Origin of the sequence: Gordonia jinhuaensis (genome assembly GCF_014639795.1) — a bacterium.
Taxonomy (GTDB): Bacteria; Actinomycetota; Actinomycetes; order Mycobacteriales; family Mycobacteriaceae; genus Gordonia_B; species Gordonia_B jinhuaensis.
The window spans coordinates 1-23,647 of sequence record NZ_BMGC01000032.1; the positions used below are offsets into that span (position 1 = coordinate 1).

Consider the following 23,647-nt stretch of genomic DNA (forward strand, 5'->3'; position numbering starts at 1 on the left):
ACCGCCTCGGCAGATTGACCCCCATTGAATTCGAGACCATCATCAACCACGAGGCCCCTCAGGCCGCGTGACTAACCCTGTCACCTATCCGTGCACCAGGCCCTCTCATTTGGGGATACCGTCGCTGACAATGCCTCAGCGGGTCTGTATGTGTTGGGGGAACAACACGTCAGTCTTGATCAATTCAGCCCTGTTGACGCGCGTATGCGGATGATGATCAACGGCAATGAGGTGTCCAACGGTGTCGGATCGGACTGTCTCGGTGATCCGCTCAATGCGGTTGCCTGGTTGGCGGAGGTCGCTCGGAAGTTCGGTCGGCCCCTGCGTACGGGGCAGGTCGTTCTCGCCGGCGCTCTCGGCGAGATGCGACCGGTGACCGCGGGCGACGAAGTGGTGGTTGAGATATCTGGCCTGGGGTCGGTGAGCGCGCGATTTGCGGAGCTGACAGTGGATCGAGGCGAGTGACGTTGCCAGCTACGAAGAAAGTGGCGGTCGTAGGCGCGGGAAACATTGGTGCCGATCTCGTGATGAAGATCGTTCGCTCCGCCGGAAGTCTCGAGTTGAGCGCGGTTGCCGACATCGATCCACATGCTGCAGGATTGCAGAAGGGGATGGAGATTGGTGTTCCCACGACCTGTCGCGGTATCGGCGGCCTGCTCGAGCTCGAAGGATTCGACGACATCGACATCGTATTCGATGCAACGAGCGCGGCTGTGCACCGTCGCAACGTATCTCGTCTGCACATGCCGGGAAAGCGTGTGATCGACCTGACCGCTGGTGCAGCGGGACCGTTGGTCGTGCCCGCGGTGAACATGGAAGACCACCTCAACGCCCCCGTCGTCAACTTGGTGACCTGCCCCGGACAGGCTGCGATCCCGATAATTGCAGCATTGGCATCTGTTGCCGACGTTGCGTACGCGGAGGTCGTGGCGTCGATCGCGTCCAACGCGGCCGGCCCGGCGCTCCGCGCCAACATCGATGAGTTCACTGAGGTGACCGGATTGGCCATCGAACAGGTAGGCGGTGCAAAGCGAGGAAAAGCGATGACGATCCTGAATCCTGCTGATCCACCGCTGACCATGCGGGACACGGTATTCGCTCTGGTGCACGCTAATGACGAGCTCACACAGAGCGAGATCGAGGAGGCAGTCGAGATGACGGTGGAGGATATCGCGTCGAGTGTGCCAGGCTACCGCCTGAAGCAGCAGGTGCAGATGAACCCGATCGCTCCTGGAAGCCCAGTCGGGACCCTCCTACGCGGCAATGTGACATGTCCGACCCACCAGGTGTCGATCTTTCTCGAAGTCGAGGGTGCCGGCGACCATTTGCCAGCCTATGCGGGCAACCTCGACGTCATGACGACGGCCGCCGTGCTCTTCGCAGAACGAATCGCCACTGCCGACCAAGAATCCGCAGCATGACTCGCAAGGTCTTCATTCAAGATGTGACTCTTCGGGACGGCATGCATGCGCTTCGCCATCACATCTCCACCCGCGACGTCGCGCGAATAGCAACTGCGCTGGACCATGCGGGCGTCGACGCCATCGAGGTGTCCCATGGTGATGGGTTGGTGGTGGCTCCCTGAACTATGGTCCCGGATCGCACACGGACTGGGAATGGATAGAAGCCGCCGCCGGTGCGCTGCGCAAGGCGAGACTCACGACCTTGCTGCTGCCAGGGGTGGGAACCGTGGCGGACCTTCGGCGCGCCTACGAGCTGGGTGTGCGCTCAGTCCGAGTCGCCACTCACTGCACAGGTGCGGACGCGTCGGCTCAGCACATCTACGCCGCCCGTGAGATCGGAATGGATGTCTCCGGTTTTCTCATGCTCGCGCACATGGCCGCACCCGAGCAGCTCGCGGCACAGGCGAAGCTCATGGAGTCGTATGGGGCACACTGCGTTTACATCACAGACTCGGGCGGGCGGATGACCATGAGGGACATCGAGGCGCGGGTCAGTGCGTATCGGGAAGTCTTGGATCCGGAGACCGAGATCGGGATCCACGCGCACGAGAATCTGTCGCTGGCGGTTGCCAACTCCGTGGTCGCAGTCGAGAACGGGGTGCGTCGAGTGGACGCGTCCCTCGCCGGACACGGTGCGGGGGCTGGCAATTGTCCCATCGAGGCCTTCGTTGCAGTGGCTAATCTGTCTGGATACGAGCACGGTTGCGATCTGAATGAGTTGGAGGATGCTGCCGATGACATCGTTCGCCCCCTGCAGGATCGTCCGGTGCGCGTTGACCGCGAGACCCTGACGCTCGGGTACGCCGGTGTCTACTCGTCATTTCTTCGGCATGCCGAGGCCGCGGCCCATCACTTCGGACTTGATGTGCGCGACATTCTCGTTGAATGCGGCCGACGCAATCTGATCGGCGGGCAGGAGGACATGATCGTCGACATCGCGCTGGACCTCCTGGGTGAGCGGGAGGTGTCGCGCTGACGACTGCTGCGTGACCTGTGTCGACAACCGCGAGGTGTGCGGGCCGTCGACCCGATGTCGGTCGCGTGTGACAGATTGGCACCCATGATCAGACTCGGCCTCACCGGCGGGATCGGCGCCGGCAAATCCACCGTTGCACGTGCACTGACCGAACTCGGCGGGATCGTCGTCGATGCCGATCGGATCGCGCGTGAGGTCGTGGAACCGGGAACGCCCGGGCTCGCCGCATTGGTCGAGGCGTTCGGCGAACAGATCCTCTCCGCCGACGGTGCGCTCAACCGGCCCGCATTGGCGGCGAAGGCCTTCGCCGACGACGAGCAGCGCGCGAAGCTCAACTCGATCACACACCCGCTGGTCGCTGCGCGAACAGCCGAACTCGTCGAGCAGGCACCCGGTGATGCGATCGTGGTGCAGGACATCCCGCTCATCGTGGAGAATCAGATGGCGCCGTTCTTCCATCTGGTCGCCGTGGTGGGCACCGACGAGACGATCCGGCTGGACCGGTTGACCCGTATCCGCGGAATGGATGAGCAGGACGCCCGTGCGCGTATCCGGGCTCAGGCCAGCGATGAGCAGCGTCGAGCCGTTGCCGACGTGTGGATCGACAACTCCGGTGATGAGGAGATCACGCGCGAGGCGGTACGGCGGTTGTGGGATGAGCGGCTCGTTCCGTTCGAGCGCAACACGCGCGAGCGGATCGCGGTGTCGGGACCGGTGGCACTGGCCGACGCCGACCCCGCCTGGGCGGCGGCCGGCGCGCGACTGGTGAACCGACTGTGGGCGCTGTGCGGTGAGAAGGCGACGGCGATCGACCACATCGGCTCGACCGCGGTGCCGGGGCTTGCGGCCAAGCCCGTCCTCGACATCCAGATCTGCGTGGCCGAGATGGGCGTGGCCGACGCACTGGTCGACGTACTCGCCGACGGCGGGTTCCCGCGCCGCACCGGCGTCGACCACGACGAGCCCAAACCCGACCCGCGCAGCGGTGTCACCGATCCGGCAGTGTGGGTGAAGCGGCTGCACGGTAGCGCCGATCCGGGTCGGCCTGCCAACGTCCACCTGCGGGTGGCGGGATCGCCGGGTGCGGTCTTCGCCGTCGCATTTCGGGACAGGCTGCGCGCCGACAGCCGATTCCGTGAGGACTACCTCGCCCTGAAGCGGCAAGCGGAGGACACGGCCGGGGGTGACATCGACCGCTACCTCGAGGTCAAGGAGCCGTGGTTCGACCAGGCCTACGCCGCGATCGCGGCCTCACTGTCCGACCCGGAGCGCGGCCCGCACTAGATCCGAACGCCGGTCGATCAGAGCACCAGGCGTGGCCCGAATCTCCAGGTGAGCGGGGCGCCGCAGTCGGCGAGCCATGACTCGACGTCGTCGTTGTCGGCAGCAGCGCCGACGAGGGCGGACGTCGCGGTGGTGACCGCCTTCTCACACTGGTCGGTGCGCAGGTGTCCGGCCAGATGCGCCTCGAAGAGCTCGTCGACGTCGACGAGTTGCAACGGCGAACCGGGACGGTCGACGAGGTCGAGATACCAGTCCTCGGCATGCCAGCGACCCTGTTCGTCGGGTCCGCTGAACTCGCCGATGTCGATGTAGAGGCGCTGGTCGGCTCGGTGCCCCGGAACGAAATGGAAGATGTTAGCCCGCATCGACAGGCGGGGGAGCACCCACGACTCCAGGTAGCTGAAGCGGGGATGATCGGCGGGCCGGGCCATGTAGAGACCGAAGTCGGTGGTGGTGTACTCGTCGACGGGGCGGACCACACCCTTGTTGTCGGTGTTCGTCATGGCCGGTACGTCGAAGACCTCTCGTTTCGGCGCGTGCATGCGACAAGCGTACGGGGTGAGCGCAGGTACCGGCGGCCGGTCGGACCTGCTGTCTGTCATGTACCGGTGGTTGGTCCACGCAGCTGATGACAGCGGCACGGGGCCGGGTCGCGCGACGCGCCGGAACATAAATGTCGGTACCCGTGTTTAGGCTTGTGTTATGGCGTTTGCAGCAGAACATCCCGTACTCGCACATTCGGAGTTCCGTCCGATCGGTGAGGTCGAGCGCACCGAGGCCGAGTTCCGGGTGGTCAGCGAACACCAGCCGGCCGGCGATCAGCCCGCGGCGATCGAGGCGCTCGAGCATCGGCTGAAGGACGGCGAGAAAGACGTCGTCCTCATGGGTGCCACCGGCACCGGCAAGTCGGCGACCACCGCATGGCTCATCGAGCGCATGCAGCGGCCGACGCTGGTGATGGCACCGAACAAGACACTTGCCGCACAGCTGGCCAATGAGCTTCGAGAGATGTTGCCGCACAACGCTGTCGAGTACTTCGTCTCGTACTACGACTACTACCAGCCCGAGGCGTACATCGCTCAGACCGACACCTACATCGAGAAGGACTCGTCGATCAACGACGATGTCGAGCGATTGCGGCACTCGGCGACCTCGAGTCTGCTGTCTCGGCGCGACGTCGTCGTGGTCGCGTCGGTGTCCTGTATCTACGGCCTGGGCACTCCGCAGTCCTATCTGGACCGTTCGGTACAGCTCGAGGTCGGCCAGGAGGTCGATCGCGACGCGCTGCTGCGGCTGCTAGTCGACGTGCAGTACTCCCGCAACGACATGAGCTTCACCCGCGGTTCGTTCCGGGTGCGCGGCGATACGGTCGAGATCATCCCCTCCTATGAGGAGCTCGCCGTGCGTATCGAGTTCTTCGGGGACGAGGTCGAGGCGCTCTACTACCTGCACCCGCTCACCGGTGATGTCGTCCGCGAGGTCGACTCGCTGCGGATCTTCCCGGCCACCCACTATGTCGCCGGACCCGACCGCATGGAGAAGGCGATGTCGAGTATCGAGGAGGAGCTCGAGCAGCGCCTCGCCGATCTCGAGGGCCGCGGCAAGCTGCTCGAGGCCCAGCGGCTGCGGATGCGCACCACCTACGACCTGGAGATGATGCGGCAGGTCGGTTTCTGCTCGGGCATCGAGAACTACTCACGACATATCGACGGCCGTGGACCTGGCTCGGCACCGGCGACCTTGATCGACTACTTCCCCGAGGATTTCCTGCTGGTGATCGACGAGTCCCATGTGACCGTCCCGCAGATCGGCGGCATGTACGAGGGTGACATGTCGCGGAAGCGGAACCTCGTCGAATACGGCTTCCGGCTGCCCTCGGCCGTCGACAACCGGCCGTTGACCTGGGACGAGTTCGTCTCGCGCATCGGGCAGACGGTGTACCTGTCGGCCACTCCCGGCGCCTATGAGCTGGGTCAGACCGGCGGCGAGTTCGTGGAGCAGGTCATCCGGCCCACCGGTCTGGTCGACCCCAAGGTCGTGGTGAAACCCACCAAGGGGCAGATCGACGACCTGGTCCACGAGATCCGGGAGCGTACCGATCGCGACGAACGCACCCTCGTGACCACACTCACCAAGAAGATGGCCGAGGATCTCACCGATTACCTGCTCGAACTGGGGATCCGGGTGCGCTATCTGCACTCGGAAGTCGACACGTTGCGACGAGTCGAACTCCTGCGGCAGCTGCGACTCGGTGAATACGACGTGCTGGTGGGAATCAACCTCCTGCGTGAGGGACTCGACCTGCCCGAGGTGTCGCTCGTGGCGATCCTCGACGCCGACAAGGAAGGCTTTCTGCGGTCCACGACCAGCCTCATCCAGACGATCGGTCGTGCGGCGCGCAACGTCTCCGGTGAGGTGCACATGTACGCCGACAAGATCACCGACTCGATGAGTGCGGCGATCGAGGAGACCGAGCGTCGCCGGGAGAAGCAGATCGCCTACAACAAGGAACGTGGGGTCGACCCGCAACCATTGCGCAAGAAGATCGCCGACATCCTCGACCAGGTCTACCGCGAAGCCGAGGACGAGGTGGAGATCGGTGGCTCGGGCCGCAACTCGTCGCGCGGTCGTCGCGCACAGGGTGAGCTGTCGAAGTCGCACAGCGCGGGGGTCATCGAGAAGCGCGACGTCTCAGCGATGCCGCGCGCAGAACTCGCCGACCTCATCACCCAGCTCACCGACCAGATGATGAGTGCGGCACGTGATCTGCAGTTCGAGCTCGCCGGGCGGCTACGCGACGAAATCGCCGACCTGAAGAAGGAACTGCGCGGGATGGACGCGGCGGGAATCAAATAGCCCCGCAGAAGCTGGGCGAGGGCAGCTCGAGCGATGCCCGCGGAAGTGTGCGGCGGCCGCCCGCACGTGATGGCCGAGACACTCGGGGCAACGGCGAAACGCTGTGACAATACGCCTGTCTCCACTAGTGTCACAGTCAACAATCGCACCGCGCGGCGCGTCCGCGTGGTGCGGAATTGCCGATGACGGAGGGGTGTTGTGGCGGCGTACCAGACGATCGTGGTGGGGACCGACGGCTCGGAGTCGTCGATGAAAGCGGTCGACCGCGCCGGTGCCACGGCGGGGGAGGACTCCACGCTCATCATTGCGTGCGCGTACATCCCGAGTGAGGGCCGCAGCAACGCCGCGGTCGCCGATCTGCTCAAGGACGAGGCGTATCAGGTGCAGGGCTCGTCGCCGACCGAGGAGATCCTGCGCCGCGCTCGTGAGCGTGCCGCCACCGCCGGTGCCCGCAAGATCACCACGCGCCCCATCAAGGGTGCCCCGGTTGATGCATTGCTGCAGTTGGTCACCGACGTCAACGCCGACCTGCTGGTGGTCGGCAACCGTGGCCTCAACTCGATCGCTGGACGTCTGCTGGGTTCGGTTCCCTCTGACGTCGCGCGTAAGTCGGGTTGCGATGTGTTGATCGTGCACACCGTCCACTGACATTACGCCGTCTGACTCGCGAATCCTCAGGATTCGAGATGCTGGGCCATCGCGGCGGGAAGGTCCTCGGAGTACACCACCGACAGTTGCTGGGTGGCGCGGGTCAGGGCGACGTAGAGGTCGGACAGGCCACGTGGTGACTGCGCGACGATAGCGGTCGGCTCGACCACCACGGTCTCGTCGAACTCGAGGCCTTTGGCGTCCGAGACTGTCGTCAGATGGACGGCGCGGTCGTCATCGGGGTCACCGACTGCCACGGCGAAACGTGTGTAGAGCTCATCAGGCACGATCACGGCAGTCAGCCCGTCGGACTCGGTGGCGTGTGCGCGTCGCAGCGCTTCGTCCACCACGTCGTCGGCGTCGACACGAACAGACACCGGGGACCGCCCCGACGACCGCAGCGATGTCGGGGGTGTGCGGTCGGGGTCGATCTCGGCGAGCACTCCTGTTGCCACATCCATGATCTCGCGCGGTGTGCGGTAGTTGACCGTCAGCTCATGATGGCGCCAGCGCTGTGCCACATAGGGAGACAACACCTCACCCCAGTCGCGGGTGCCGGCGAGATCGCTCGTCTGGGCGGTGTCCCCGATGATCGTCATCCACCGGTTGGGTGTGCGGCGCATGAGCATCCGCCATGCCATCGGCGAGAGTTCCTGGGCCTCGTCGACGATCACATGTCCGAATGTCCAGGTGCGGTCGGTCTGCGCACGTTCGGCCGTGGTCAGCCGTTCGCGCTGGGTCTGGCGGGAGGCCAGTTGCTCGGCGTCGATGAGGTCGTAGGCCATCAAGATCTCGGGATCGAGTTCGTCCTCCAGATCCTGCGGTGCGGATCCGGTGAGGATGTCGAGGGCGTCTTGTGCCTCCGACAGTCGCTGACGCCACTCGTCACGTTCCCGCTCGGACTCGTCGGGCTCGTCGTAGCCGATGATCTCGGCGACCTCATCGAGCAGGGGCGCATCGGCCGGCGTGAATTGCGATGTATCGGTGGGGAATTCGTCGGCGAAGAGGAGTGACTTCTCGTCGCGGTCGAGAATCGTGCCACCGGCACGGTCGATGTGATCGCGTGAGGCGTACAGATCGAGAAGGAAGCTCGCCGGCGTGAGATGCGGCCAGAACTCCTCGAGGGCGGCGCGGATCGACTCATCAGCTGCGAGCTCGTCGCGGATGTCGGCGATGTCGGTCCGACTGAGGAGCTGGCTACCGTCGAGCAGGCTCGAACCGATTCGCTCGGCGTGTTGCTGTGCCAGTGCGTCGAATGCCGCGTCGAGGAACACCGGGCGCGCCCGGTTGTGGGGGCGTCGCGACGAGCGTGCACGTCCGCGGGCATGGGTGATCACCTTGCGGTCGATCTCCAGCGGATAGCCATCGAAGGTCAGTGTGATCGGTGTGCTCGGTAGCGTCTGCCGTTCTCGCACAGCTCGTTTGAGCACATCGACCATTCGGAGGTCGCCCTTGACCACGGCGGTCTCGCGCGGCTCCGGACGGTTGCCGTGTACCCCGGGGTAGAGGTCACCGATCGTCGAGAGCAACACGCCGGTCTCACCGAGTGAGGGCAACACCTGGCCGATGTAGCGCAGGAACGTGTCATTGGGTCCGATGATCAAAACACCGCTGCGCGAAAGGATGTCGCGGTGTGTGTAGAGGAGATAGGCCGCCCGGTGCAGGGCGACTGCGGTCTTGCCGGTGCCGGGCGCGCCTTGCACGACGGTCACCCCGCGGTGTGCCGACCGGATGATCACATCCTGCTCGCGCTGGATGGTTTCGACGATGTCGGTCATCTCGCCGGTTCGGGCGGCGTCGAGTGCGGCGATGAGCGCGGACTCGTTGACCACGTCGCCGCCCGAGGCTGTGGGGTCGGCGCCGGTGCCGTCGAGCATCTCGTCGTTGACCGCGCGAACACGTCGGGATCTGGTGCGCACATGCCTGCGGCGGTGCACATCCTCGGTGGCTGCCGGGGTCGCGAGGTAGAACGGTCGCGAGAGCGGTGCTCGCCAGTCGAGAAGCAGCGTCGAGTCGTCCTCGTCGTCGTCGAGGATTCCGATGCGGCCGATCCGGCGAACCTCACCGCCATCCATGTCGAGCCGACCGAAGTACAGGTTGTGCTCGGCGGCATCGAATTTCGCGAGGTCCTCGCTGTACATGCGCTCGTAGGACTCGCGCTCGGACAACAGCTGGGGGTTGTCTTCGCCGTCCTCGCGCAGTTCACTGGCGAGTCGGCGCTGGGTGTTGCGGCGTAACCGGTCGAGTCGTGCGTAGACCCCGTCGAGGAACGTCTGTTCGGCCGCGACCCGCTCGTCGGTGCCGCCGTCCGGCGCCGAAGCGTCGCGCCCAGAGGCGGCGACCGAGGTGTTGGACGGGGCCTCCGACGGGGCCTTGTCGATGTTGTGGGTTCGCGTCATGAAGTCCTGCGCTCGTGCAATCGAGAATGCTCTCTGGGCTGTAGGGAAGTCGGAGAGTCCGGGCGAGGCGACCCGCCGGCGGCCGGCGTGTGGTGACCGCGATCTGCGATCACCACACGCGTGGGACGTCAGCGCAGCGAACGCAATTTGCTGCGGGTCTCGGCCCCTCGCTCCTGCGCGGTGTCGGCCAGTTCTGCCCCACGCTCCTGTGCGGTGCGGGCGAGCTCGCTGCCGCGTTCCTGAGCCGTCTGGGCCAGCTCGCTGCCGCGCTCCTGTGCGGTCTGGGCGAGCTCGGAACCGCGTTCCTGGGCGGTCTGTGCCAGTTCCGCGGCGCGCTCGCGCGCCGACTCGAGCACCTCGGGAGCGCGGTCGGCGACCTTGTCGCGCAAGCGCTTTCCGCGCTTACGGGTCTCCTCGGCGATCTCGGGCACCCGCTCGCGGGCGACGTCGGCGAACTCGGCGGCGTGTTCGCGTGCATTGTCGGCGAGCACAGCGGCACGTTCCTTTGCCGCATCGGCGAATTCGGCACCGCGCTCGGAGGCGACGTGGCCGAACTCCGTGGCACGCTCGCCGACGGTGTCGACGATCTCGGGGCGACCGTGCTTGCTGTCGGTGGCGGCGAAGGGAACCGCCGCCGCGACGGCCGCCGAGGCGGATTCGGCCGCCTTCTTACCGCGCCAGGCCAGGCCGGGCTTGCCTTCGGTGTCGACGGCGGCGATCAGCAGACCGCCGAGCAAGCTCAGGTTCTTGTAGAACTGCGTGCGCTGCATCGAGCGCATCGCCGGATCGCTCTCGTTCCAGAAGTCGTGTCCGGCTGCGGTCGTGGGAACCAGCGTTGCGGCGAGGACCGCGGCAGACAGCCGCGGGAATTTGCCGACGGCCAGCGTCAGGCCCGCACCCAGATGGATCGCGCCGTTGACCCGGACCAGCGTCTCGGGGTTGTCCGGCAGCAGCGCGGCGATGTCCGGGGGCAGCTTGGACGTGACATCGGCGATGACGGGGCCGGCTTTTTCAGCCCGTTTGGCAGGAGAACGCACCGCGTCGAATCCGGAAACGACGAACAGCGATGCGAGCATGGGTCGTGCAACTCGGCGGATCAGCACCAACAGCCTCCTCGATGTGGCTCACCCAAACGTGAACCTCAACGACGTTACCGGCTTGAACGCACCGACGCAGTCGCCTGCGGGGGCGTGGTCACCAGCCTCGTTCGCGCCACTGCGCAAGTGCGGGGCGTTCCGCGCCGAGTGTGGTGTCCTTGCCGTGTCCCGGATAGACGATCGTGTCGTCGGGGTAGACGTCGAAGAGCTTCGTGGTGACGTCGGTGTAGAGGGAGTCGAAGTCTTCCGGTGAGTTCGTTTTCCCGAGTCCCCCAGGGAACAACGAGTCGCCGGTGAACAGGTGCGTCACGTCGTCGGTCAGTGCGAGTGCGATCGATCCGGGCGTGTGCCCGACCAGACTGATCACCTGCAACGTCAGGTCGCCGAGCTCGATGGTGTCGCCGTCGTCGAGCATCCGGTCGGTGTCGAGCGGGATGTCGGGGGCGTCGACGGAACCGGCTGCTGTGGAGATGGCCACGCCGGAGCGCAGCTGCGCGAGTCCCTGCCAGTGGTCGGCGTGTTTGTGGGTGGTCACCACCACCCGGGGGATGACGTCGAGTTCGGAGAGCAGCGCCACGATGCGGTCGCCGTCGTTGGCGGCATCGATCACCAGAGCGCTGCGCGACGCCCGTGAGATCACGACGTAGACGTTGTTGTCCATCGGCCCCACCGAGAGCTTCAGGATCTCTGCATGCGGCGTGAGGCGTCGCTGTGCATCGGGGGATCCGCTGACGTCGCCGGTGTAGTCGTCGCTGATCGTTACCGCTGAGGTCATGATCACAACCTACGTGAGCGCGATGGCCGGCGACATGTCCGATGACGCGGTCGGCACCCGGATCGGGAGGCGTCGGCGACGTCCGACGCGCACCGTCGTCCCAGCGCAAGACGGCTCCCTCGGATCCGACCCACGGTTTTGTCGGTGGCCGGAGGTAGCGTGCCCGGTGGTGGCGTGCACTCCAGCCCGGGTGGGTGTCGGACGCCGTGGATAGCATGGAAACGATATGTCCCCAGGGCCGAGCACAGCTGCGCCCGGGGATCTGCGGGGGACGGCGATTGCGGTCTCCGATAGTTCGTGAGTGAGGGAAACTGTGGCAGATCGCCTCGTGGTGCGCGGTGCGCGTGAACACAATCTGCGGGGTGTCGACGTCGACCTGCCCCGCGACAGTCTGATCGTGTTCACCGGGCTGTCCGGTTCGGGTAAATCGAGTCTGGCCTTCGACACCATCTTCGCGGAGGGACAGCGGCGGTACGTGGAGTCGCTGTCGGCATATGCGCGCCAGTTCCTCGGGCAGATGGACAAACCCGACGTCGACTTCATCGAGGGGCTCTCCCCGGCGGTGTCCATCGACCAGAAGTCCACCAACCGCAACCCGCGGTCGACGGTGGGCACCATCACCGAGGTCTACGACTACCTCCGGCTGCTCTACGCCCGCGCCGGCACGCCACACTGCCCGGTCTGCGGTGCGCGGATCGCCAAGCAGACCCCACAGCAGATCGTCGATCAAGTGCTCGAGATGGACGAGGGAACGCGGTTCCAGGTCCTTGCGCCTGTGGTGCGGACCCGTAAGGGCGAGTTCGTCGACCTGTTCGCCTCACTGCAGCAGCAGGGCTTCTCGCGTGTGCGTGTCGACGGTGTGGTGCACACCCTCACCGATCCCCCCAAGCTCAAGAAGCAGGAGAAGCACGACATCGAGGTGGTAGTGGACCGTCTCGTGGTCAAGCAGTCCGCCAAGCAGCGACTCACCGATTCGGTCGAGACGGCGCTGCGCCTGGCCGACGGCATCGTCGTGCTCGACTTCGTCGATCGTGACGAGGATGACCCGACGCGTGAGCGCAGGTTCTCCGAGAAGATGGCCTGCCCGAACGGACACCCCTTCGCCATCGACGACCTGGAGCCGCGGTCCTTCTCGTTCAACTCGCCCTACGGTGCCTGCCCCGAATGCGATGGGCTGGGTGTGCAGAAGGAGGTCGACGAGGATCTGGTGGTACCCGATCCGGAGATGACGCTCGCCGAGGGTGCGATCGCCCCCTGGTCGGGTGGACACAACGCCGACTATTTCCTGCGTCTGCTCTCCGGCCTCGGCGACGCCATGGGATTCGACACCGACACACCGTGGAAGAAGCTGCCGGCCAAGGCGCGCAAGGCGATTCTCAACGGCAGTGATCATCAGGTGCATGTGCAGTTCCGCAATCGCTACGGCCGGACGCGTTCGTACTACACCGAGTTCGAAGGGGTCATGTCCTTCCTGCACCGCAGGATGGAGATGACCGAGTCCGAGCAGATGAAGGATCGCTACGAGGGCTACATGCGCGACGTGCCCTGCCCGGTCTGCGAAGGCGCCCGTCTGCGACCGGAGATCCTTGCCGTCACTCTCGACCACGAGCGGTACGGGGAGAAGTCCATCGCCGACGTCTGCGCGCTGTCGGTGGCCGAATGTGCCGACTATCTCTCGGATCTCACGCTCGGTGAGCGTGAGCAGGCCATCGCCGGGCGCGTCCTCAAGGAAGTGCAGGCGCGTATCGCCTTCCTGCTCGACGTGGGACTGGAGTACCTGTCGCTCTCACGGGCCGCGGGTTCGCTGTCCGGCGGTGAGGCACAGCGGATCCGGCTGGCCACCCAGATCGGATCGGGTCTCGCCGGAGTGCTCTACGTCCTCGATGAGCCGTCGATCGGTCTGCACCAGCGTGACAACCGCCGACTCATCGACACGCTCACCCGGCTGCGCAACCTCGGTAACACCCTCATCGTGGTCGAACACGACGAGGACACCATCCGCGCCGCGGACTGGATCGTCGACATCGGGCCGCTCGCCGGCGAACACGGTGGGCGCGTGGTCCACAGCGGCAGCTACGACGACCTCCTCGCCAACACCGAATCGCTGACCGGCGCCTACCTCGCCGGCCGGGAGACCTTGGAGGTCCCCGCGATCCGCCGACCCATCGACACCAAGCGACAGGTGACGGTCGTCGGCGCCCGCGAGCACAACCTCAAGGGCATCGACGTGTCCTTCCCTCTCGGGGTGCTCACGGCGGTGACCGGCGTCAGTGGCTCGGGGAAGTCGACGCTCGTCAACGACATCCTCGCGACCGTGATGGCCAACAAGCTCAACGGTGCTCGCCAGGTGCCCGGCCGACACACCCGGGTGAACGGACTCGACAAGCTCGACAAGCTCGTGCAGGTCGACCAGTCGCCGATCGGTCGCACCCCGCGGTCCAACCCGGCCACCTACACCGGTGTCTTCGACAAGATCCGCACCCTGTTCGCCGCGACCACCGAGGCGAAGGTCCGCGGCTACCAGCCGGGTCGGTTCTCCTTCAACGTCAAGGGCGGTCGATGCGAGGCGTGCACCGGCGAGGGCACCATCAAGATCGAGATGAACTTCCTCCCCGACGTCTACGTCCCGTGCGAGGTGTGCCACGGCGCGCGCTACAACCGGGAGACGCTCGAGGTTCACTACAAGGGCAAGACCATCTCCGAGGTGCTCGACATGCCTATCGAGGAGGCCGCAGAGTTCTTCGAACCCGTCACCTCCATCCACCGGTACCTCAAGACACTGGTCGACGTCGGTCTGGGATATGTCCGTCTCGGTCAACCGGCTCCGACGCTGTCGGGCGGTGAAGCCCAGCGCGTGAAACTCGCCTCGGAGCTGCAGAAGCGGTCGACGGGTCGCACCGTCTACATTCTCGACGAGCCGACCACGGGCCTGCACTTCGAGGACATCCGCAAGCTGCTTCTGGTGATCAACGGGCTGGTCGACAAGGGCAACACGGTGATCGTGATCGAACACAACCTCGACGTGATCAAGACGTCGGACTGGGTCATCGACATGGGACCCGAGGGCGGATCCGGTGGCGGCACGGTCGTCACCGAGGGGACACCCGAGGATGTGGCCGCCGAAGATGCCAGCCACACCGGGAAATTCCTGCGACAGGTGCTGGCCGGTCCGCCGGCATCCGGTGGCAAACGAGGCGCGTCGACGACGACCACCACACCGCGGCAGTCCAAGAGCCGTGCGACACGGAAGAAGACGCCCGCACGGGTAGCCGGCTGAGCCGACACCCGCGCGGCGTCGGACCTCACAGTCGGGGTCGGCGACCTGGCTGCTGACGGGGTGGCGTCTGGTGTCGCCCGGGCAGCGCCGGGGCGGGCAGCTTGTCGGTCACGTCGGCGCGCGCCACCTCGGCTGCGGTGCCGCCGAAGCGAACCGGCGCACCGTGAGCTCCGCGACGGAAGACCGAGGTGAGGTCACCGAAGGTCGCCCGCCGCCACGCCGAGATGTTCGGTTCGGCGACGCCGGTGACGCGTTCGAGCAGTCGCAGACAACTGGTGTGATCGAAGCGTTCGGTGGCCACCCAGCCGCCCACTGTCCACGGTGACACGACGATCGCGGGGACACGATAGCCGCCGCCCACCGGGAGTCCGCCGACGAACTCGTGATCGGTCCCCGCCGGCGGCAGCGGCGGCACCACGTGGTCGAAGATGCCGTCGTTCTCGTCGTAGCAGAGGATGAACACGGTCTTGGCCCACACCGCCGGGTTCTCGGCGATGGCGTTGATCTTGGCGGCGATGTAGGCCGCACCGTCGGCCGGACGGTAGTCAGGGTGTTCGGATGCGGTCGAGGTGGGGATGATCCACGACACGGTGGGCAGGCGATCGTTGCGGGCATCGGCCTCGAATGAGCCGGCCGGCCGAGACCGCAGCCCCCGTTCGTACAGTGGCTCACCGGGTTTCGCAGACGTGAACGCGGCGAAGTTCTTCAGCATGTTGCAGCCGTAGTCGTCGTCCTCGGCGTAGACCTGCCAGCTGACGCCCGCCTGCTGCAGGCGTTGTGCATAGGTGGTCCAGGTGTAGCCGCCGGGCGGTGCGGTGTTCTTCAGGATGGGACCGCCGGCGGCGCCATCGGGATCGATCGTCCCGGTCATCCACATCATCCGATTGGGCCAGGTGGGGCCCAGGACCGAGCAGTGGTAGGCGTCGCAGATGGTGAACGCGTCGGCCAACGCCCAGTGGAACGGGATGTCGCGGCGCTCGTAGTAGCTCATCACATAGGGGCCGTTGTCACCGTCGGCCTTCCGATGCGCCGGTAGCCAGGCGTCCATCTCCCCGCCGTTGAGTGCCTCGTGCTGCACCGCCCACGCATGCGACGTCGAGGGGATCTTCTGGGCGCTCGAGGTGAACGTGTCGAGGTGAAAGGGCAGTGTGTAACCGGCCGGGTTCACCGGATCAGGCTGGTAGAAAACGGATTTGCCGGTCGACAGCCTCAGAGCGTGTGGGTCGGAGAAGCCGCGCACGCCGTTCATCGTCCCGAAGTAGTGATCGAATGACCGGTTCTCCTGCATCAGCAGGACGACATGTTCGATCTGCCCGCCGGGTGCTGCCGGGGCTGCGAGTGCGCGCCCCACTGCATCGGGGAGCAGCCCCGCGGCGGCGGCAGCGGCGGCCGCGGCCGCCGACCCGGTGAGGAATCGGCGTCGAGTCAGTCCGGACGCGTCGCCGCCATCGGCCTGGTCGCGCTCGGGCACGATCGGATCGGACATCGTCGAATCCCCTCCCAGTCGGGTCTCCCGTCGCGCCGAGTCCCTGCGGGATGCGCGAGTCCGGCAGGGCACCGGACGGCCATCACGCTGCTGTAGCGAGGTGGACTCCGGCGATGTTCGGGATGAATCCGACGTGAAGATCGGAGAGCGGACGATGTCGATCAGCTAGCGAGTAGGTGTCCTCACCAACCTGTCCTGACTCACCTGTCCTGGGCGTCGCGGCTGGACGAAGGTCAGGACCGACGACTACGACCGACCTTTTCGCCCGGGCCCTCGCCGGGCGCATCGGGCTCGGCGCTGGCTTCGCGGAACGCGGCCTGCAGGCTCTTGAGGCCGTCCCGCACGGGGGCGGCGTGAATTCCCAGGTATTCGGTGGAGGAGTGCACCAGCCCGGCGAGCGCTGTGATGAGGCGACGGGCCTCGTCGAGGTCCACGTCCTCGTCTGAGGCGCCGTCGGCCAGGCCGAGTTTCTCGGCCGACGCGCTCATCAACATGACGATCGCCTTGGTGATCACCTCGATGGCCGGTACGTCGCCGAGCTCACGAACCGGCATCCCCTCATCGTCATATCCCGCGTCGACTGCGTTCGTTGGGGAGGTGTCGCTGGTAGAGGCATCGTCAGGCGAATAGGAGTTCTGCGGCATGACTGTTAGACTTTCACGTACGACCGCCCTGGCAACAGCTGGGGTTTAGCAAAGTGGAGTTCCGCTCCCACCGCTCGGCGCCACGACTTCTCTCGGGAAGTCCACGGTAGCTGCGTGGTCCGGTTGCCCGGATGTGTGGTTGTCGCCTCGGCGGTGATCAGGAACATTCGCGGGTTCACTCGTGTTGTCGGGTGACAGACGCTGGTTCACACCAGGAGTCTCGACCGGTCGGTGACGGAGCCCCGTCGTCGTCCTGCCACAGGATGACGATCCGGGGCTCTCGTGCATTCGAGGGTGTGGTGCGTCGACACCGATCGTGCGCCGGGTGACGGTGTGCGATCGGGGATCACCACCGAGCTCGACGTCGCCCGCGACCGGTGGTCACCGAATGAGAGAAACGGCACAAGGAGGCCCCATCAGCACTGAGACCCGCATCAACGAGCGCATCCGCGTCCCAGAGGTCCGACTCGTCGGACCGAACTCGGAGCAGGTGGGCATCGTGCGTGTTGAAGATGCGCTACGCCTGGCGTACGAAGCAGATCTGGACCTGGTCGAGGTGGCGCCCAACGCCCGCCCGCCGGTGTGCAAGATCATGGATTACGGCAAGTTCAAGTACGAGGCGGCGCAGAAACAGCGCGAGTCCCGCCGTAACCAGCAGATGACCGTGATCAAGGAGCAGAAGCTCCGCCCGAAGATCGACGATCACGACTACGAGACCAAAAAGGGTCACGTGGTCCGATTCCTCGAAGCGGGCTCCAAGGTCAAGGTCACCATCATGTTCCGTGGACGCGAGCAGTCCCGACCCGAACTCGGGTACCGGTTGCTGCAGCGACTCGGCCAGGATGTCAGCGAGTACGGCTTCGTGGAGACCGCTCCCAAACAGGACGGTCGCAACATGACGATGGTGCTGGCCCCGCACAAGGGTGCAAAGACCCGTGCGAAGGCGCAGCAGGACCATCAGGGCGGCGGTTCGGGTTCCTCCGACAACGCTGCCGCCGACGCCGGCTGACGCAGGTTCACGCGCCCACCGTCGTGTAGCCACCCGACGGTGGTGTCGTGCGGCCTGGGTCAGTCCACGGTGACGCTGCTCCGGTCTCGAGGCCGGTGTGCGCCACCAGATGTGGCGCCTGCGGAGTCGAGAGATCGACTCCGAACACAAGCCGACAGACACAAGCCGACAGACACAAGCCGACAGAACCGCAACGCCGTCAACGACGGGGCCGCGAGAGACCACATGAGTCGGCCACGAGAGTCCACACGCACCGCACGCGTGGATCGCTCGCTGCCGACAGACCAGAGAACACCCATCAGAAGAGGAAAACCGATGCCGAAGACCAAGACCCACAAGGGAACCGCGAAGCGATTCAAGGTGACCGGAAGCGGCAAGATCCTGCGCGAGAAGGCCAACCGCCGCCACCTCCTCGAGCACAAGCCCTCGAAGCGGACCCGTCGGCTCGCCGGAACCACCGAGGTCGCACCGAGCGACGTCGCACGTGTGAAGCGCCTGCTCAAGCGCTGACCGCCGGTCCGTGTTCGGGGCTGCCACGCAGCTCCCATTCGGGCACCACATCTCCAGATGCCGCCGGGCTCACCGGCTCGCGGCCACCTGATCACGACAACTGACAAGACAGAGGAAACCAAGACATGGCACGCGTGAAAAGGGCAGTGAACGCCCAGAAGAAGCGTCGTTCGACCCTGGAAGCGTCCAAGGGCTACCGCGGACAGCGGTCCCGGCTGTACCGCAAGGCCAAGGAGCAGCAGCTCCACTCGCTGAACTACGCCTACCGGGACCGCCGTGCCCGCAAGGGTGAGTTCCGCAAGCTGTGGATCGCGCGTATCAACGCCGCGGCCCGCGCCAACGACATCACCTACAACCGCTTCATCCAGGGTCTGAAGATCGCCGGTGTCGAGGTCGACCGCAAGGTCCTGGCCGAGATCGCGGTGTCCGACCCGCAGGCATTCGCCGGTCTCGTCGACGTCGCCAAGAAGGCGCTCCCGGCCGACGTCAACGCACCTGCCGCCTGAGATGTCTGTGACGGCGGGTGACCGCCGCGCAGCAGGTATCAGGCCTGGGCACCACCGACGTGGTTGACAGCACCCGTGCACGACCCGCGTCCGACGCAGCTCTCACCGAGCGCTCGGCGCGGGTCGTTGCCATGTCCAAGCTCCATCGTGCGGCCGTCCGCCGCCGTGAGAACCGCTTTCTCGTCGAGGGACGCAACTCGGTGACCTCGACACTCGACACCGGCCGCGCGCTGAGTGTGGTCGTCGCTGAGGATCAGGCCGACCGGCATGCCGACCTGCTCGCTCGGGCCGCGGGCGCCGGCCTCGACGTGCTGACCGTCACCGCACGGGCGGCTGCGAAACTCTCCGAGACCGACACGACACCGGGCATCTTCGCGCTCAGCGCACTCGTGGACACCTCACTCGACGACATCCTCGCGCACAGTCCGCGGATGCTCGCAGTGCCGGTCGAGATGTCCGACCCGGGTAATGCCGGAACGCTGATCCGCGCCGCCGACGCGATGGGTGCCGATGCGGTGGTCTTCGCCGGCGAGTCCGTCGATCCGCACAACGGCAAGAGTGTGCGGGCAAGTGCGGGCAGCGTCTTCCATCTCCCCATCGCACGCACCGCAGATGTCACCGCCACGATCGCGGCACTACGCGCGTCCGGCATCGTCGTGCTGGCGACCGCCGCTGACGGTGACAGCAGCCTCCCAGATGTGACCGGTGTGTTCGAGGGTCCCACCGCCTGGTTGTTCGGCAACGAGGCGCACGGACTCGCACCTGAGATCGAGGCGCAGGCCGATCATCGTGTCTCGATCCCCATCCGTGGTCGGGCCGAGAGCCTCAACCTCGCCTCGGCGGCATCGATCTGTCTGTACGAGAACGCACGGGCACACCGCGACTAGCTGCGAGGTCCAGGTAGATCGCTCCGCCAGGACGGTGTTGGGCGGGCTGCGTACCCGCGGTCGGGCGGTCAGAAACCCGGTCACCTGCGTCGACTAGGCTCGACGCGAGAAATGTGTAGCACCATCGCGCTCGGCGCGGCACCGCAGAGCACCCGCGGGACCGTCCGTTCGTCGGCGCCGAGGGAGGAGAGACCCGCACCGTGAGCACCAGTGATGCCGCCGGAGAGTCGGCGAGCGAGGCCTTGAGCGAGGAGCAGCTGGCCGCGGCGTCGGAGGCCGCGGTCGCGGCATTCGAGGCGGCCGCCGACCTCGACGAACTCGCCGCAGCCCGTCAGGAGCATCTCGGCGACCGGTCGGTGATTGCGTTGGCCCGCCGGGCACTCGGCTCACTTCCGAAGGAAGCGCGCAAGGACGCCGGCCGCATCGTCAACACCGCCCGCGGGCGGGTGGAGAAGGCCTTCGGGCAGCGTTCGGACGTGCTGACCGCCGAGCGGAACGCGGCGGTGCTGGTGGCCGAGCGTATCGACGTCACGTTGCCCACGGCGCGCCGACGTCCGGGTGCGCGCCACCCGATCACGGTGATCGCCGACCAGGTGGCCGATGTCTTCGTCGGCATGGGCTGGCAGGTCGCCGAGGGCCCCGAAGTGGAGACCGAGCACTTCAATTTCGACGCGCTGAACTTCCTGCCCGATCATCCCGCGCGGTCCATGCAGGACACCTTCTACGTCGCGCCGGAGGGCTCCCGTCAGGTGCTGCGCACCCATACCTCGCCGGTCCAGGTGCGTTCGATGCTCACTCGGGATCTGCCGATCTACGTGGTCTGTCCGGGCCGGACCTTCCGCACCGACGAGCTCGACTCGACCCACACCCCGGTCTTCCATCAGGTGGAGGGTCTGGCGGTGGACAAGGGCCTGACGATGGCCCATCTGCGCGGCACACTCGAGGCATTCGCCCGCGCGCTGTTCGGTCCCGAGACCACCACCCGGATGCGTCCCAACTACTTCCCGTTCACCGAGCCGTCGGCCGAAGTCGACGTCTGGTTCCCGGCGAAAAAGGGCGGTCCCGGCTGGGTCGAGTGGGGCGGTTGCGGCATGGTGAACCCGAATGTGTTGCGCGCCAGCGGAATCGACCCCGACGAGTACTCCGGCTTCGCCTTCGGGATGGGCTTGGAGCGCACCCTGCAGTTCCGCAACGACATCACCGACATGCGTGACATGGTCGAGGGTGACGTCCGCTTCACCCAGCCCTTCGGCCCGGCCATCTGACCCGGCCGCACACCCACACGCCACACCCACACGCCACACCCCTTTCGAATCGAGCTAGAGGAACGATGCGAGTACCACAGTCCTGGCTGACCGAAGTCCTCCGACATGGTGATCCGCAGTGGTCGGCCACCACAGCGCAGATCGACGAGGGTTTCGTCCGGGTGGGTTTCGAGATCGAGGATGTCGAACCGCTGCCGGAGATCACCGGCCCGCTGGTGATCGGCCGCGTCGACGAGATCGAGGAGCTCACCGGATTCAAGAAGCCCATCCGTTTCTGCCAGGTCGACGTGGGTGAGGCTGCTGATCGTGGAATCGTCTGCGGGGCAAGGAACTTCCAGGTCGGCGATCTCGTGGTGGTGGCACTGCCGGGCGCGGTGCTGCCCGGCGGGTTCGCGATCGCGGCACGTCAGACCTATGACCACATCTCCGACGGCATGATCTGCTCGGTCTCCGAACTGGGGATCGGCGAGGATCATTCGGGGATCCTGGTGCTGCCCCGGGAATCAGCGCAGCCCGGCGCGGATGCGCGCGAGGTGCTCGGTCTGGGCGACGTGGCGATCGACGTCAACGTCACACCCGATCGCGGCTATGCATTCTCGGTGCGCGGGCTGACCCGCGAACTCGCGTCGAGTTTCGAGACGGCCTTCGTCGATCCGGCCGCCGAACCGGGTGCCCGTGGCACCGGTGAGGCTTATCCGGTGTCGGTGGATCACTCCACCGGCGCGACCCGCTACTGCGCGGCCGTGATCACCGGGGTCGACACCACCGCCGTCACGCCGTGGTGGATGCGTAAGCGTCTCTACATCGCCGGGATGCGTCCGATCTCGCCCGCGGTGGACGTCACCAACTACGTGATGCTCGAGATCGGGCAACCGCTGCACGCCTTCGACAAGGATAAACTCGACGGCGCGATCGCGGTGCGCAGGGCCGTGGCTGGGGAGACGCTCGACACCCTCGACGGCGTCACCCGGACCCTCACGGCCGAGGATGTGGTGATCGCCGACCAGAGCGGTCCGATCGCGCTCGCGGGTCTCATGGGCGGTGCCACCACCGAGGTGTCGGATGCGACCACCGACATCGTGCTCGAGGCCGCCACCTTCGACCAGTTCGAGGTCTTCCGTTCGGGGAAGCGCCACAAGCTCAGCACCGAGGCGAGCCGTCGTTTCGAGCGTGTGGTCGACCCGGCGCTGCCGGTGACCGCGCTGCGCCGGGCGATCGAGCTGCTCACCTCGATCGCCGGGGGAACAGCCGACACGTCGATCACCGATGTCGGCGACATCGCCACGCCGGCCTCACTCGACATGCCCGCGGATCTGCCGGATCGCACCGCGGGTATCGAGTACCCGCCGGAAACGTCGCGTCGCCGGCTCGAAGAGGTCGGGTGCACGGTGTCGGGGACGGCCGTACTCACCGTCACGCCGCCGACGTGGCGCCCCGACCTCAAGCAGAAGGCCGATCTGATCGAGGAGGTGCTGCGGCTCGAGGGCCTGGAGAACATTCCGCCGGTCGTCCCACGCGCCACCGGTGGCACCGGTCTGACCCCCGCACAGCGACGTCGCCGCTCCATCGGCAAGACACTGGCCGCCGACGGGTTCATCGAGGTGCTGCCGTACCCGTTCATCTCCTCGCAGGTGTTCGACCAGTGGGGTCTGGATGCCGAGGACCCGTGGCGTGAGACCGTCCGCGTGCTCAACCCGTTGGAGTCCGACCGCGCCGAACTCAACACGACGCTGCTGCCGGGACTGCTGGAGATGATGTCGCGCAACATCAGTCGCGGTCAGCGCGACCTGGCGCTGTATGCGATCGGTCAGGTCGTGTTCAACGGACCCGATGTCACGCCGATCCCGGCGTTGCCGGTGGACCGCCGGCCCGCTCCGGAGGAGATCGCGGCGTTGATGCAGTCGCTACCCGCCCAGCCGCTGCATGTCGCCGGCGTGCTCGCGGGGCTGCGCGAACCGGCCGGACCGTGGGGCCCGGGACGTCCGGCCGACGCCGCCGACGTGTTCGAAGCGGTTCGACTGGTCGGCGAGGCCGCCGGGATCGAACTGGTCTTGCGGCAGGGGCGTCGACTGCCCTGGCATCCGGGTCGCTGTGCGGAGATCGTCGTGGATGGCGGGAACTCCGCGGAAGTCGTCGGCTGGGCGGGTGAACTCCATCCGGCGGTACTCGAGCAGGGCAATCTGCCGCCGAGGAGCTGCGCCTTCGAGATCGACGTCGATGCGCTGCCCATCGTCGAACGTCTTCCCGCGCCGCGCATCTCGGCGTTCCCGCCGGTACTGCAGGATGTGGCGGTCGTGGTCGACGCCGACGTGCCGGCCGCAGCTGTCTCGGCTGCGCTGGCCGACGGCGCGGGGGAGTTGCTCGAGGAGATCACCTTGTTCGATGTGTTCACCGGTGAGCAGCTCGGTGAGGGGCTCAAGTCGCTGGCGTTCTCGCTGCGCTTCCGCGCACCCGATCGCACCCTCACCGAAGGAGACGCGAACGAGGCCAGAATGGCGGCGGTGGACCGCGCGGGGGCGCTGGTGGGGGCGCGTCTGCGTTGACAGGGGCGGATTCCTGACAAGG

The 23,647-nt window shown here is 66.3% G+C and carries 18 protein-coding genes and 1 pseudogene; 13 read left to right on the forward strand and 6 right to left on the reverse strand.

Annotation, left to right across the window (positions count from 1 at the left end):
• The first annotated feature begins 90 nt into the window (after positions 1-90).
• The 4 genes and pseudogenes from IEW22_RS16095 (at position 91) to coaE (ending at position 3,723) form a co-directional block, all read left to right on the forward strand.
• The gene (locus IEW22_RS16095) at positions 91-465 is read left to right on the forward strand and encodes a 2-keto-4-pentenoate hydratase (RefSeq protein WP_188587757.1); all 375 of its coding nucleotides are present in this window, start codon (positions 91-93) and stop codon (positions 463-465) included.
• A gap of 2 nt (positions 466-467) precedes the next feature.
• A complete protein-coding gene (locus IEW22_RS16100) occupies positions 468-1,421 on the forward strand; it encodes an acetaldehyde dehydrogenase (acetylating) (RefSeq protein WP_188587809.1) in 954 nt (317 codons plus the stop codon).
• Positions 1,418-2,439 (forward strand): annotated as a pseudogene (dmpG, locus tag IEW22_RS16105) (4-hydroxy-2-oxovalerate aldolase). The gene IEW22_RS16100 and the pseudogene dmpG overlap by 4 nt, the downstream one beginning before the upstream one ends.
• Before the next feature lie 84 nt (positions 2,440-2,523).
• On the forward strand, positions 2,524-3,723 hold the full coding sequence (coaE, locus tag IEW22_RS16110; protein WP_188587759.1) for a dephospho-CoA kinase: 1,200 nt from the start codon (positions 2,524-2,526) through the stop codon (positions 3,721-3,723).
• A 17-nt stretch (positions 3,724-3,740) separates the two neighbouring features.
• Here the strand turns inward: coaE and IEW22_RS16115 are convergent, their stop codons facing one another.
• A complete protein-coding gene (locus tag IEW22_RS16115; RefSeq protein ID WP_188587761.1) occupies positions 3,741-4,265 on the reverse strand; it encodes a DUF402 domain-containing protein in 525 nt (174 codons plus the stop codon).
• Between the two features lie 160 nt (positions 4,266-4,425).
• Here IEW22_RS16115 and uvrB point away from each other — a divergent pair, with 160 nt between their 5' ends.
• The gene (gene uvrB, locus IEW22_RS16120) at positions 4,426-6,579 is read left to right on the forward strand and encodes an excinuclease ABC subunit UvrB (RefSeq protein WP_188587763.1); all 2,154 of its coding nucleotides are present in this window, start codon (positions 4,426-4,428) and stop codon (positions 6,577-6,579) included.
• 198 nt (positions 6,580-6,777) lie between these two features.
• A complete protein-coding gene (locus IEW22_RS16125) occupies positions 6,778-7,227 on the forward strand; it encodes a universal stress protein (protein ID WP_188587765.1) in 450 nt (149 codons plus the stop codon).
• A gap of 26 nt (positions 7,228-7,253) precedes the next feature.
• On the opposite strand, the gene IEW22_RS16130 is transcribed toward IEW22_RS16125, so the two are convergent.
• The 3 genes from IEW22_RS16130 to IEW22_RS16140 form a co-directional block, all read right to left on the reverse strand.
• Entirely contained in the window at positions 7,254-9,626 is a 2,373-nt protein-coding gene (locus IEW22_RS16130) for a HelD family protein (RefSeq protein ID WP_188587767.1), read from the reverse strand.
• Between the two features lie 128 nt (positions 9,627-9,754).
• The gene (locus tag IEW22_RS16135) at positions 9,755-10,729 is read right to left on the reverse strand and encodes a DoxX family membrane protein (protein WP_188587769.1); all 975 of its coding nucleotides are present in this window, start codon (positions 10,727-10,729) and stop codon (positions 9,755-9,757) included.
• Positions 10,730-10,820: 91 nt separating this feature from the next.
• Complete coding sequence (locus IEW22_RS16140) at positions 10,821-11,498, reverse strand: MBL fold metallo-hydrolase (protein WP_188587771.1); 678 nt, start codon at positions 11,496-11,498, stop codon at positions 10,821-10,823.
• A gap of 313 nt (positions 11,499-11,811) precedes the next feature.
• Between IEW22_RS16140 and uvrA the strand changes: the two genes are divergently transcribed.
• On the forward strand, positions 11,812-14,775 hold the full coding sequence (uvrA, locus tag IEW22_RS16145; protein WP_229742802.1) for an excinuclease ABC subunit UvrA: 2,964 nt from the start codon (positions 11,812-11,814) through the stop codon (positions 14,773-14,775).
• Positions 14,776-14,800: 25 nt separating this feature from the next.
• On the opposite strand, the gene IEW22_RS16150 is transcribed toward uvrA, so the two are convergent.
• On the reverse strand, positions 14,801-16,261 hold the full coding sequence (locus IEW22_RS16150; protein WP_188587772.1) for an alkaline phosphatase family protein: 1,461 nt from the start codon (positions 16,259-16,261) through the stop codon (positions 14,801-14,803).
• Between the two features lie 233 nt (positions 16,262-16,494).
• Positions 16,495-16,905 (reverse strand): DUF1844 domain-containing protein, encoded by a 411-nt coding sequence (locus IEW22_RS16155; RefSeq protein ID WP_188587774.1) that lies wholly within the window; start codon positions 16,903-16,905, stop codon positions 16,495-16,497.
• Positions 16,906-17,293: 388 nt separating this feature from the next.
• Between IEW22_RS16155 and infC the strand changes: the two genes are divergently transcribed.
• From infC to pheT, 6 genes are all read left to right on the forward strand, one after another.
• Positions 17,294-17,914, forward strand: coding sequence for a translation initiation factor IF-3 (gene infC / locus IEW22_RS16160; RefSeq protein ID WP_188587776.1), 621 nt, complete (start codon positions 17,294-17,296; stop codon positions 17,912-17,914).
• Between the two features lie 315 nt (positions 17,915-18,229).
• The gene (gene rpmI, locus IEW22_RS16165; RefSeq protein WP_188587778.1) at positions 18,230-18,424 is read left to right on the forward strand and encodes a 50S ribosomal protein L35; all 195 of its coding nucleotides are present in this window, start codon (positions 18,230-18,232) and stop codon (positions 18,422-18,424) included.
• Positions 18,425-18,549: 125 nt separating this feature from the next.
• The gene (rplT, locus tag IEW22_RS16170) at positions 18,550-18,930 is read left to right on the forward strand and encodes a 50S ribosomal protein L20 (RefSeq protein ID WP_188587780.1); all 381 of its coding nucleotides are present in this window, start codon (positions 18,550-18,552) and stop codon (positions 18,928-18,930) included.
• A gap of 131 nt (positions 18,931-19,061) precedes the next feature.
• Positions 19,062-19,817 (forward strand): TrmH family RNA methyltransferase, encoded by a 756-nt coding sequence (locus IEW22_RS16175; protein ID WP_188587811.1) that lies wholly within the window; start codon positions 19,062-19,064, stop codon positions 19,815-19,817.
• Between the two features lie 200 nt (positions 19,818-20,017).
• A complete protein-coding gene (gene pheS / locus IEW22_RS16180; RefSeq protein WP_188587782.1) occupies positions 20,018-21,082 on the forward strand; it encodes a phenylalanine--tRNA ligase subunit alpha in 1,065 nt (354 codons plus the stop codon).
• A 65-nt stretch (positions 21,083-21,147) separates the two neighbouring features.
• Positions 21,148-23,625: a phenylalanine--tRNA ligase subunit beta gene (gene pheT, locus IEW22_RS16185; protein WP_188587784.1), complete on the forward strand. Its 2,478-nt coding sequence runs from the start codon at positions 21,148-21,150 to the stop codon at positions 23,623-23,625.
• The last annotated feature ends 22 nt before the right edge of the window (positions 23,626-23,647 follow it).

Excerpts from the sequence above, each read along its gene's own strand:
- uvrB (WP_188587763.1), top strand. The coding sequence starts at position 4,426 with ATGGCGTTTGCAGCAGAACATCCCGTACTCGCACATTCGGAGTTCCGT.
- rpmI (WP_188587778.1), top strand. The coding sequence starts at position 18,230 with ATGCCGAAGACCAAGACCCACAAGGGAACCGCGAAGCGATTCAAGGTG.
- pheT (WP_188587784.1), top strand. The coding sequence starts at position 21,148 with ATGCGAGTACCACAGTCCTGGCTGACCGAAGTCCTCCGACATGGTGAT.
- IEW22_RS16150 (WP_188587772.1), bottom strand. The coding sequence starts at position 16,261 with ATGTCCGATCCGATCGTGCCCGAGCGCGACCAGGCCGATGGCGGCGAC.
- IEW22_RS16140 (WP_188587771.1), bottom strand. The coding sequence starts at position 11,498 with ATGACCTCAGCGGTAACGATCAGCGACGACTACACCGGCGACGTCAGC.
- IEW22_RS16115 (WP_188587761.1), bottom strand. The coding sequence starts at position 4,265 with ATGCACGCGCCGAAACGAGAGGTCTTCGACGTACCGGCCATGACGAAC.
- IEW22_RS16155 (WP_188587774.1), bottom strand. The coding sequence starts at position 16,905 with ATGCCGCAGAACTCCTATTCGCCTGACGATGCCTCTACCAGCGACACC.
- IEW22_RS16175 (WP_188587811.1), top strand. The coding sequence starts at position 19,062 with ATGTCCAAGCTCCATCGTGCGGCCGTCCGCCGCCGTGAGAACCGCTTT.
- infC (WP_188587776.1), top strand. The coding sequence starts at position 17,294 with ATGAGAGAAACGGCACAAGGAGGCCCCATCAGCACTGAGACCCGCATC.
- coaE (WP_188587759.1), top strand. The coding sequence starts at position 2,524 with ATGATCAGACTCGGCCTCACCGGCGGGATCGGCGCCGGCAAATCCACC.
- rplT (WP_188587780.1), top strand. The coding sequence starts at position 18,550 with ATGGCACGCGTGAAAAGGGCAGTGAACGCCCAGAAGAAGCGTCGTTCG.
- IEW22_RS16130 (WP_188587767.1), bottom strand. The coding sequence starts at position 9,626 with ATGACGCGAACCCACAACATCGACAAGGCCCCGTCGGAGGCCCCGTCC.